We start from the raw sequence: 11,200 nt of genomic DNA, 5'->3' as shown, positions 1-11,200 counted from the left end.
CCGAAGCTGTCACCGTCTAGCGCGGCGAACCCAGTACGCGGCGGCGCCCACCGCCACCACCGCCGCGCCCACGGCGACCGACACGTCGGGCAGCAGGAACGCGAGCAGCAGGCATCCGGCCAGCCCGACGCCGGGAATGATCCTGCTGCCCAGCGTCCATGCCGCCGCGTTGGCAATCGCGTAGTACAGGAGCACCGCGAACGACGAAAAGCCAATGGCGCCACGCACATCGACAACGGCAGCGAAAACGGCGACGATGATGCCGACGACCACCTCGGCTCGGTGAGGGCTGCCGAACCGCGGATGCACGGCGGCCAGTGCGTGCGGCAGATGCCGGTCACGTGCCATCGCGAGCGTGGTCCGCGAGACACCGAGGATCAGCGCCAGAAGCGAACCGAGCGCCGCGATCGCGGCGCCCACCCGGACCACTGGTTCGAAGCCCGGCAAACCTGCAGCGCGCACGGCCGCCGCCAGCGGTGCACTCGCTGAAGCCAATGCGTCGCTGCCTAATTCGGTCAGCACGGCGACCGCGACGACGGCGTACACGACCAGCGCGATACCGAGCGCGATGGGTATCGCGCGCGGAATGGTGCGGGCGGGATCGCGCACCTCCTCACCGAGAGTGGCGATGCGGGCGTAACCCGCGAACGCGAAGAACATCAATCCGGCGGCCTGCAGCACGCCTCGGACAGTGATGTCGTCGCCGAACGCGAGCCGCGCCCCGTCGAGGTCGCCCCAGCCGAGGACGACAACCACCACCGCCGTCAGAACCGCCAGCACCAGCGCGACGATCACCCGCGTCAGCAGCGCCGACTTCTGAATGCCTGCATAGTTCACCGCGGTCAACGCCACCACGGCGGCGACCGCGACCGCATGAGCCCACGCAGGCCACACGTAGTACCCGACCGTCAGCGCCATCGCCGCACACGATGCGGTCTTGCCGACCACGAAACTCCAGCCCGCGGTGTAACCCCAGAAGTCGCCGAGGCGTTCGCGGCCGTACACATAGGTGCCGCCGGACTGCGGGTACAGCGCGGCCAGCCGGGCAGAGGACGTCGCGTTGCAGTAGGCGACGACGGCCGCCACGGCCAGTCCAATCAGCAGTCCCGAACCAGCCGCTGCGGCCGCCGGGCCCAGCGCTGCGAAGATGCCCGCGCCGATCATCGAGCCGAGCCCGATCGTCACCGCGTCGAAAGTTCCGAGCCGCCGTTGCAGTGCAGGGCCGTCGGGCTGGCTCACGCGGCAGATCTTATGTCACGCCGTGTCGCGATTCCCGACGAGCGATTCGCGGCCCGACGTGATCGCCGACGCGGTCGCTTGGGTCAGCTCGGAGGCGTAGCCCGTGTCTGATCGCCAGCACCGCGGCGCTGACGATTCCGGTGTAGGCCAGTCGATGATGGCGCTACACGCAATTATGTTAATGATCATTCTCGCCTGAGCGGGAGCTTTCCCTTGATTTTCCAACTGAAGTGGACCGCTCTGTGTGCATAAGTTCCGTTATGGTGTTGGCCATGGCGCGCACGGGTCCGATCAGCGGTGACGTCGTCCGGCGTCGGCCGAAGGACCGCAAGCTGCAGATCGCCCGCGCTTCGGCCGAGGCGTTCAGTGCGCTCGGTTACTACGGCGTCAGCATGGAGGCGATCGCGTCGCGCGTCGGCATTTCCGCGGCCGCGCTGTACCGGCACTACTCGAGCAAATATGAACTGTTCCGCGCCGCCGTGCTCACCCTCGGCCAGCAGTTGGTCGACTGCACCGCATTCGCCGACGATGCCGCAGGCGACGACCCGCAGGACACGCTGCGTCGGCTGATCACCGCGCTGATCGACACCGCGATGGTCAACCGCGAGTCCGGCGGCCTCTATCGCTGGGAAGGCCGCTACCTGCGCGGTGATGACCAGGCCACCCTGATCGCACAGTTGCGCAGTGTGCACCATCGGATTCATAAGCCGCTCACCGTGATTCGGCCGGAGCTGACATCACGTCAGCGGTGGACACTGTCGACCGCGGTGCTGTCGGTGACGGGCAGCATCGTCGATCACCGCGCGAAGCTGCCCGCCATCCAAGTGCGGGCGTTGCTGTCCGAATTGGCCGACGCGGTGCTGTCCGCCGAGGTGCCCGACCTTGGCGACCTGACCCCGGATGCGCGTTCGCCAGGACCGACGGTGGCTGATACGCCGAAATCCGAAGCGCTGCTTAACGAATCGATGCGCCTGTTCAACCTCAAGGGTTACCGCGACACCAGCATGGAGGACATCGCTTCGGCGGTGGGTATGCCGGCGTCGGGCATCTACAAGTACTTCTCGGGCAAGGCCGACGTCCTTGCCGCCGGGTTCCGCCGGGCCGCGGACTGGCTGTCGGCTGAATTGTCGGCGATCGTGACGACCGTCGCCGATCCCGAGGAGGCGCTGATCACAATCATCGATGCGTACGTGGTCAGGTCGTTTGAAGAGCCGGAATTGGACTACGTCTACTACGCCGAGCGGCTCAACATGACGGTGGCAGACCAGAAGATCCTGCGTAGCCTGCAGCGCTCCAACGTGGAGGCGTGGGTGGATCTGTTGGTGGCCGTCCGGAGGGACTGGACGCCGGGCCAGGCCCGGTTCGCCGTGCACGCCGCGATGTCACTGGTGGTCGACCTCGGCCGGCTGATGCGCTACGTGAATTCGGCACAGACGCGTGTGACCGTCGGGCGGATGGTGGATCTGACGCTGCTGGGCCGCTACCGACTGCGCGCGACGTTGCCGGCCAAATAGACCAGGTAGCCGATGGTGCCGACGACGGCCAGTGGCCGAGTCTGCCGGACACTGAGGCCGACACCGAGCCCCGCTTCTATGCCGCCGTTGATGTAGAGATGCTGACGGCTATTGTGCGGAAACGCCTGCTTGGTGAGGTCATCGAACAATTGCGGGCTGGTGAAGTGGGCCAGCCCGAAGCCGGCCACTGCCAGCCCGGCGAACTTCGCGGCACGCGAATTCCTTTTCGGCACACTGCTTGACCCTTCCTGATCACGCGATCTGGTAGTCGCTCAACGGATATTCCGCCGCCTCTTTGATTGCCCGGGCAGTGGACATCGGCCGCAGCAACGTCGGTTCGCCCTGCGGGTTGAAGTAATAGGACCGCGAAGTCGCACAATTGCCGATCGTCCACAACGAATCGCCGAGCAATTCCGTCATCCGATCGCGGTACTTCGTGTTGGCTTCTTCCGTCACCTCGAAAGTGGTGGCATTGCGACGCTTGAGTTCACCGAACAACCGATCCATGTGCCGCATCTGGTATTCCATGGTGTTGAAGAAGTTCAACCCGAGGAACGCGAACGGACTGGCAAGGCTGAGGTAGTTGGGGAAGTACGGCATCGTCAGACCTTGGTAGGCCTGGAAACGGGTTTCGCGCCACCACTTTCCGAGGTTGCGTCCCTCGCGCCCGATGATCTCGATGGCGGGGAAGTTGGCCTCCCACAGGTCGAATCCGGTCGCCAGTACCAAGGTGTCGATCTCGGTCTGGGAGCCGTCGGTGTTGACGATGCCGTCGGCCTCGACGCGTGCGATGCCGTCGGTCTGCAGGCGCACGTTCGGTTTGGTGAATGCGCGGTAGTAGCCGTTGGAGAATGTCGGCCGCTTGCAGCCGAAGTCGTAGTCCGGGGTGAGTCTGCGGCGCAGCTTTTTGTCGCGGATCGACGCGAACCGGTGGATCTTCGACAGGTCCGCCGCGGCGATGTTGAGCCGGCGGAAGTACCGGTGATGAATGATCGCGGTATTGATCATGAACTCGTAGATCGAATCGGTCAGCCACCGAATTGCGCGCTGCGTCAACGGGATCCGCGCGAAAAGCCTCTGGGATCGTTCACCGAAGCGAACGTCGAGCTTCGGGACGACCCAGATCGGGGTGCGCTGGTACACGGTGAGCTCGTCGGCCTTCTTGGCCAGCTCGGGGATCAGCTGTACCGCGGTGGCACCGGTGCCGATGATTGCCACTCGTCGGCCGGTCGGGTCGTAGTCGTCGTCCCAGTCCGCGGTGTGAATGACCTTGCCCTCGAAGTTTGTGACACCCGGGATGTCGGGTGTCTTCGGCTGAGACAGGAAGCCGGTAGCGGTGATGAGGTAGCGGGTGCTCAGCGTCTCGCCGCCGGCCACCGCGACCCGCCAAACATTGGCGTCTTCATCCCAGCGCGCGCCTTCGACTGTCGTGTTGAACCGCATATGGCGGCGCACGTCGTACTTGTCGGCGACATCGTCGGCGTATTGCTTGATCTCCGCGCCGGCGGAGAACAACCGCGACCAGTTCGGGTTCGGCTCGAAGAAGTAGGAATAGGTCGTGGTGGGGACGTCGACGGCCAGGCCGGGGTAGTGGTTGACGTGCCACGTCCCGCCCAGGTCATCCTCTCGATCGAGGATCACGAAATTCTCGTAGCCCATCCGTTTGAGCTGGATCGCCGCGCCGATTCCACCGAACCCGGCCCCCACGATGACCGCGTCGAAAAGCTCCGAAGTCATGTCCCAGACGGTACCTCAGGTACCGGCAATCGCCGTGATCGACTCAACGCTTGAGGGTCCCAGTCCGCGGCGGATCCAGGGTCGCGATGCAGGTCACCGCACGATCGCCCTGAGCCCAGGTCTCCGCGGTCGGATACAACACATAGAGCTGAACCGAGTCGTCGGTGATCGCGTCGGGCGAGTACGAGGACAGCTCCGGTTCGCATTTGTTCTGGTAGTTCTCGATCACGGACTGCCCGGGGAAATCTCCGGCGGGCATCTGCAGCACAGCGAATACCTCACCGGCGTGCGGTTGGTCGCAGCCGACGGTGTCGACGGTCAATACGCGTGTGCTGCTCGGTATCTCCTTGAGGCAGTCGCCTACCTTGACGTCCGTCGCGGTGACCGTGCCCTGGCCGATCGTGAAGTAGATGATGACGGCGGCGACGCCCACCAGCACCCACAGCCCGGAAAGGACCAGCCCGGCGATCGCCATGCCGCGCCCGCCCTGGCCGTGTTTGGCCTTGTTCAGCCCGACGATGCCGCAGATCACGCTGATCAGCACGCCGCCGATGACGCCGAAGATCAGCGAGATGATCGCCCACCAGTTCGTTTGTTTCTGTGGCGGCGCGTAATAGCCCGGCGGTGGCGCCTGATAGGGCATCGGAGGAGGCGGCGGCACGGGCGAATAAGGGCCCTGCGGGCCCGCCGGCGGTGGCGGAGGATATGGCGGGGGATTGCCCGGCGGCATGGTCACGGCAGCAAATGTATCGCGGGGGCGTCACGGCAGCAGCCGAAGCGCCGCATCGACCGCGAGGACGGGAACGTCGAGGGTTTTGGAGCCGAGGTCGTGGCGCGCGCCGGTGACCTCGACGATCTCGGTCGCGGCGCCGATTAGTGCGGCAGCGGGGCGCAATTCGTCGAGGGTTCCGAACGGATCCGCCGTGCCGTGAGTAAACACCGTTGGCACCGCGATGCGGGGCAGGTGCTCGGTGCGCGCACGCTCTGGCTTGCCCGGCGGATGCAGCGGATACGAGAAGAGCGTCAGCACATCGACATTGGCTGCCTCGTCGGCGATCACCATCGACGTCATCCGACCGCCGTAGGAGTGACCGCCTGCGATCACCGGTCCGTCGGCCAGCGTGTGGGCAACTGCGATGGCCTCGACGATTCCGTCCTGATCCTTGGCGGCCGATCCCGATGGCGGACCCTTGGGCCGTCGCCGCCGATACGGCAGGTTGTACCGGACGGCGAGCCAGCCGCGGCTCGCCCACTCGTCGCAGATCTTGATCAGCAGCGGCGATTCGCGGCTGCCGCCGGCGCCGTGTGTCAGTACGACTACACCTTTTGGGGCGCCTTCGCGCTGGTCGTCCGGTTCGTGCGCGACGCCCGCGATCTGGTCGAGGTTCATGACCCCAGACTGAACAGTGCCGAGACGGGGCCGTGGCCGTGTCCCAACGGGTATGCGGCGCGCAGACATTCGGTGATCCAACGTTTGGCGAATGCCACCGCATCGGGCACCGAGTAGCCGTGGGCGAGCGCGCTGGCGACGGCGGCCGCCAGGGTGTCGCCGGCGCCGTGGTCGTTGCCGGTGTCGATGCGCGTCGCGTCGAACTCGTAGAAGTCCGTGCCGTCGAACAGCAGGTCGGGGCTATGCGACGACGACCGCAGGTGCCCGCCCTTGACCAGCGCCCACTTGGGGCCGAGTGCGTGCAGGGCGCGGGCGGCCTCACGCTGGGATTCGTCGTCGACGACGTCAATGTCGACGAGCAGACGGACCTCGTCGAGGTTGGGTGTCACCAATATGGCCAACGGAAAGAGTTGTCCCTTAAGCGAATCCAGAGCGCTTGGGTGCAGCAGCGGATCGCCGTGCATCGACGCGCACACGGGATCGACGACCAATGGCACGGCGCCGGCCAGGCCCTGTGCACGCCAGGTGTCGGCGATGGTGTCGATGATCGCCGACGACGCCAGCATGCCGGTCTTGGCGGCCTGTACACCGATATCGGAGGCCACCGCCTCGATCTGACCCGCGATCACGTCGGGGGGAATCTCGTGAAAGCCCTTGACGCCGACCGAGTTCTGCACAGTCACGGCAGTAACGGCGACCAGGCCATGCACGCCTAGCATGGCGAAGGTACGCAGATCCGCCTGGATGCCCGCACCGCCGCCTGAGTCGGAGCCGGCGATCGTCAGCACCCGCAGGGGCGTCTCGCCTGGTGGGGTCAGTGGCAAAAAGCTCATTGCGCCAAGGGTAGGTAGACCTGGTTGCCGTGCTCGGCGAATTCCCGTGACTTGTCGGCCATCGCGTCGCGAATGTCCTGGGTGATGCGCATGGAGCAGAACTTCGGCCCGCACATCGAGCAGAAGTGTGCGGTCTTGGCGGGTTCGGCCGGAAGGGTTTCGTCGTGGAATTCGCGTGCGGTGTCGGGATCGAGCGATAGCGCGAACTGGTCGTGCCACCGGAATTCAAACCGGGCCTGTGACAGTGCGTTGTCACGCTGCTGAGCGTGCGGATGCCCCTTCGCGAGATCGGCTGCGTGCGCGGCGATCTTGTAGGCGATCACACCGTCCTTGACATCCTTGCGGTCCGGCAGGCCCAGATGTTCTTTGGGTGTGACGTAGCACAGCATCGCGGTGCCGGCCTGGGCGATGATGGCCGCGCCGATCGCACTGGTGATGTGGTCGTAGCCCGGGGCGATGTCGGTGGCCAGCGGGCCGAGTGTATAGAACGGCGCCTCCTCGCACAGCTCTTCTTCCAAACGCACGTTCTCGACGATCTTGTGCATCGGAACGTGGCCGGGACCTTCGATCATCACCTGCACGCCATGGGATTTCGCGATCTTGGTCAGTTCGCCGAGCGTACGCAGCTCGGCGAACTGGGCCTCGTCGTTGGCGTCGGCGATGGACCCGGGACGTAGCCCGTCGCCGAGCGAGAACGTCACGTCGTAGCGTGCGAGGATCTCGCAAAGCTCTGCGAAGTTCGTGTAGAGGAACGACTCCGTGTGATGAGCGAGCATCCAGGCCGCCATGATCGAACCGCCCCGGCTGACGATGCCGGTGACGCGCTTGATGGTGAGCGGGATATAGCGCAGCAGCACGCCGGCGTGCACGGTCATGTAGTCCACGCCCTGCTCGCACTGCTCAATCACGGTGTCGCGGTAGACCTCCCAGCTGAGCTGGGTGGGATCGCCGTTGACCTTCTCGAGGGCTTGATAGATCGGCACGGTGCCGACCGGCACCGGCGAATTGCGCAGAATCCACTCGCGCGTCTCATGGATGTTGCGGCCGGTGGACAGGTCCATGATGGTGTCGGCCCCCCAGCGGGTGGCCCACACCATCTTGTCGACCTCTTCGGCGATCGAGCTGGTGACGGCCGAATTGCCAATGTTGGCATTGATTTTCACCGCGAACGCTTTGCCGATGATCATCGGTTCGCTCTCGGGATGGTTGTGATTGGCTGGGATAACAGCACGTCCAGCCGCGGTCTCCTCACGAACAAGTTCTGGCCGTACACCTTCACGCTTGGCGATGAACGCCATCTCTGCGGTGATCTCGCCGTTGCGTGCACGCAGCAGTTGCGTACCTCTGTCGCGCACGACGCCGGGCCGCGGGTGCAGGCCCTTGTGCAGGTCGATGACGGCCTCAGGGTCCGTGTAGGGCCCGGACGTGTCGTACACGTCGAGGTGGTCACCGTTGGACAGGTTCACCCGCCGCAACGGCACCCCGTCGACGTAGATCTTGGTGCTGCCCGTGATCGGGCCAGTGGTCACAGAAGGATCGACAACAACATCAGTCATTTTTCTCCCTACGCCGGCATTACCCGGTCAGGTTCTTACGGTCGACAGCACCCCTTGGCGGAGCCAAGCAATTGGCCCCAGGTCGAGTCGACGATTTCGACTCTGCTGTCCTCTCAGCGCACTGGGTGTGCGCTCCCGCGTTCGGACGCTTGCCACGGTAGCGCAGGGGTCGCGTCAACGGGAATAGGAATTGCCCCCGGATGCTTTGTATAGCTAACATATGTGTTTTGCGCCGTTGCTGCGCCCTCGATACGTAAGTGAAGTAGAAGTAGATGACGACTGAGATTGAGAGAACGAAGACCTCGCTGGTAGCCGACACAGACGACGCCCAGGTAGAGACGGCGCGCCGTCGCCAGCGAATGGACCACGACCACCCGTTCTACAAGTGGATCGTGCTGTCCAACACCACGCTGGGCATGCTGTTGGCCTCGATCAACGCCTCGATCGTCCTGATCTCGCTGCCTGCGATCTTCCGCGGCATCGGCCTGAACCCGCTGGCGCCCGCCAACGTCAGCTACCTGCTGTGGATGCTGATGGGTTACCTCGTGGTGACAGCGGTGCTGGTGGTGTTCTTCGGACGGCTGGGCGACATGTTCGGCAGGGTCCGCATCTACAACCTCGGGTTCGCCGTTTTCACCGTGGCGGCGATCGCGTTGTCCTTCGATCCGTTCCAGCTCGGTGGGGGAGCGCTGTGGCTGATCGGCTGGCGCGTGATCCAGGGTGTCGGCGGGGCGATGCTGATGGCGTCGTCGGCCGCGATCCTCACCGACGCGTTCCCGTCGAATCAACGGGGAATGGCGCTCGGCGTGAACATGGTGGCGGCCGTGGCCGGATCGTTCCTCGGCCTGCTGATCGGTGGCGTGCTGTCGGAGATCCACTGGCAGGCGATCTTCTGGGTCGGTGTGCCGATAGGTGTGCTCGGCACGATATGGAGCTACCGGTCATTGAAGGAGTTGGGCGTGCGGACGCCTGGCCGGCTTGACTGGGCAGGCACGCTCACCTTCGGCATCGGCCTGACGGTGCTGCTGACCGGGATCACCTATGGCATTCAGCCCTACGGTGATTCGACGACGGGGTGGACGAGTCGCTGGGTGCTCGGCTCGATCGTCGTCGGTGTGCTGTTGCTCGTCGCCTTCTGCTTGATCGAGCTGCGTGTTGCGCAGCCGATGGTCGACATCCGGTTGTTCCGTTCGGCGTCGTTCGGCATGGGCAACCTCGCCGGGCTGATGTCGTCGGTGGGACGTGGCGGCCTGCAGTTCATGCTGATCATCTGGTTGCAGGGCATCTGGCTTCCGTTGCACGGCTACAGCTTTGAATCGACGCCGTTATGGGCGGGCATCTATCTACTGCCGGCGACATTCGGTTTCTTGGCCGCGGCTCCGATCGCCGGCTCGCTTGCGGACCGTTTCGGCGCGCGGCCATTCACGGTCGGCGGGATGTTGCTGATGGCCGGGGCGTTCGTCGCGCTTGTGATGATCCCGGTCAACTTCAACTACTGGGTGTTCGCGGTCCTGGTCTTCCTCAACGGACTTGGCGGCGGCATCTTCACCGCGCCCAACACCGCGGCGATCATGTCGAGTGTGCCTGCCGCTCAGCGTGGCGCCGCATCAGGCGTGCGGGCGACGTTCTTCAATGCGGGCTCGTCGCTGTCGATCGGCATCTTCTTCTCGCTGATGATCGTCGGCCTGGCCAACACGCTTCCCGGCGCGATGAGCTCGGGTCTTCAAGAGCAGGGCGTGCCCGCGTCGGTGGCACATGAGGTGGCGAACCTGCCGCCGGTCGGCAGCCTGTTCGCGGCATTCCTGGGCTACAACCCGATCGGTGAGCTGCTGGGGCCGTCGGGCGCGTTGCAGCAGCCAGGCGTCAACGCCGATGTACTGACGGGCCAGACGTTCTTCCCGCATTTGATCACCGAGCCGTTCCACAGCGGGCTGGTCGTGGTGTTCATCGCTGCCGCGGTGATGATGCTGATCGGCGCGATCGCGTCGTTGTTCAACCCTGGCCGATACGGGACTGAACCGGGCGCCGACAACGCGGCGTGACGACGGCGCGCGGTCCGATTTCACTTCACTCTGCGTCCAGGGCGTAGGTCACTCGCACTTTCGCACCCTGGCCGCAGAGTGAACACTCAAGCCAGCTCCACCATTACCGGCGCGTGGTCGCTCGGCGCCTTGCCCTTGCGTTCCTCGCGCACGATCTCGGCGTGGGTGGCGCGTGCGGCGAGCGCCGGCGAGCCGAGAATGAAGTCGATCCGCATGCCCCGGTTCTTCGGGAACCGCAGCTGCGTGTAGTCCCAATACGTGTACACCGCGGGCCCGGGCGCGAAAGGCCGCACCAGGTCGGAGAATTGGGCTTCGACGATAGCGTTGAACGCCGCCCGCTCCGGCGGTGTGACATGCGTGCTGTTCGCGTAGAACTCCGGGCTCCAGACGTCCTCGTCGGTGGGGGCGATGTTCCAGTCGCCGGCGAGTGCTATCTGAGCAGCGGGGTCGTCCGTCACCCATTTGTGCGCCGTATCTTTCAGCGCCGCAAGCCATTCCAGCTTGTAGTAGTAATGCGGCGAGCCCACGAACCGGCCGTTGGGCACATACAGGCTCCATACTCGCACTCCGTCGCAGGTCGCGCCCAGTGCGCGGGCCTCCGCGGCGGCTTCGACGTCGGGCTTGTCGCTCCACGTGGGCTGGCCGTCGAAGCCGACCTGCACATCGTCCAGGCCGACGCGTGATGCGATCGCCACCCCGTTCCACTGGTTGAAGCCGCAGTGCACGACGTCGTAGCCGGCCGCGAGAAACGGCATCGTCGGGAACTGATCCTCGCTGCACTTGGTTTCTTGCATGGCCAGCACATCGATGTCTGCGCGTTCCAGCCAGTCCGTGACGCGGTCGACCCGAGCGCGGATCGAGTTCACATTCCACGTCGCCAAACGCATGC

10 protein-coding genes are annotated in these 11,200 nt (G+C 64.9%); 2 read left to right on the top strand and 8 right to left on the bottom strand.

Going from position 1 to position 11,200, the window contains the following annotated elements; genetic code table 11:
• Window positions 1-9: 9 nt before the first annotated feature.
• The gene (locus VJV41_RS15890; RefSeq protein ID WP_325335327.1) at window positions 10-1,239 is read right to left on the bottom strand and encodes an APC family permease; all 1,230 of its coding nucleotides are present in this window, start codon (window positions 1,237-1,239) and stop codon (window positions 10-12) included.
• Between the two features lie 272 nt (window positions 1,240-1,511).
• Here VJV41_RS15890 and VJV41_RS15885 point away from each other — a divergent pair, with 272 nt between their 5' ends.
• The gene (locus VJV41_RS15885; protein ID WP_325335325.1) at window positions 1,512-2,753 is read left to right on the top strand and encodes a TetR/AcrR family transcriptional regulator; all 1,242 of its coding nucleotides are present in this window, start codon (window positions 1,512-1,514) and stop codon (window positions 2,751-2,753) included.
• On the opposite strand, the gene VJV41_RS15880 is transcribed toward VJV41_RS15885, so the two are convergent.
• From VJV41_RS15880 to thiC, 6 genes are read right to left on the bottom strand one after another with little or no spacing between them, the layout of a single operon-like run.
• Window positions 2,720-2,986, bottom strand: coding sequence for a hypothetical protein (locus VJV41_RS15880; RefSeq protein ID WP_325335323.1), 267 nt, complete (start codon window positions 2,984-2,986; stop codon window positions 2,720-2,722). The two genes, VJV41_RS15885 and VJV41_RS15880, sit on opposite strands and share 34 nt — an antisense overlap.
• Window positions 2,987-3,005: 19 nt before the next feature.
• On the bottom strand, window positions 3,006-4,490 hold the full coding sequence (locus VJV41_RS15875; RefSeq protein WP_325335321.1) for an NAD(P)/FAD-dependent oxidoreductase: 1,485 nt from the start codon (window positions 4,488-4,490) through the stop codon (window positions 3,006-3,008).
• Window positions 4,491-4,533: 43 nt separating this feature from the next.
• Window positions 4,534-5,226, bottom strand: coding sequence for a DUF4190 domain-containing protein (locus VJV41_RS15870; protein WP_325335319.1), 693 nt, complete (start codon window positions 5,224-5,226; stop codon window positions 4,534-4,536).
• Between the two features lie 24 nt (window positions 5,227-5,250).
• Entirely contained in the window at window positions 5,251-5,880 is a 630-nt protein-coding gene (locus VJV41_RS15865; protein WP_325335317.1) for an alpha/beta family hydrolase, read from the bottom strand.
• Window positions 5,877-6,713: a bifunctional hydroxymethylpyrimidine kinase/phosphomethylpyrimidine kinase gene (gene thiD / locus VJV41_RS15860; RefSeq protein ID WP_325335315.1), complete on the bottom strand. Its 837-nt coding sequence runs from the start codon at window positions 6,711-6,713 to the stop codon at window positions 5,877-5,879. Before thiD ends, VJV41_RS15865 begins: the two co-directional genes overlap by 4 nt.
• Complete coding sequence (gene thiC, locus VJV41_RS15855) at window positions 6,710-8,269, bottom strand: phosphomethylpyrimidine synthase ThiC (protein WP_325335313.1); 1,560 nt, start codon at window positions 8,267-8,269, stop codon at window positions 6,710-6,712. Before thiC ends, thiD begins: the two co-directional genes overlap by 4 nt.
• Before the next feature lie 272 nt (window positions 8,270-8,541).
• Here thiC and VJV41_RS15850 point away from each other — a divergent pair, with 272 nt between their 5' ends.
• Window positions 8,542-10,311: an MFS transporter gene (locus VJV41_RS15850; protein ID WP_414684969.1), complete on the top strand. Its 1,770-nt coding sequence runs from the start codon at window positions 8,542-8,544 to the stop codon at window positions 10,309-10,311.
• Between the two features lie 86 nt (window positions 10,312-10,397).
• Here VJV41_RS15850 and VJV41_RS15845 read toward each other — a convergent pair whose 3' ends face one another.
• Window positions 10,398-11,198, bottom strand: a complete 801-nt coding sequence (locus VJV41_RS15845; RefSeq protein WP_325335312.1) for an exodeoxyribonuclease III — start codon at window positions 11,196-11,198, stop codon at window positions 10,398-10,400.
• Window positions 11,199-11,200: the final 2 nt, after the last annotated feature.

This window comes from Mycobacterium sp., from assembly GCF_035274705.1.
Classification (GTDB): Bacteria; Actinomycetota; Actinomycetes; order Mycobacteriales; family Mycobacteriaceae; genus Mycobacterium.
Note: the sequence above shows the minus strand (reverse complement) of the source record. Positions and strands in the feature narration are given on the sequence as shown.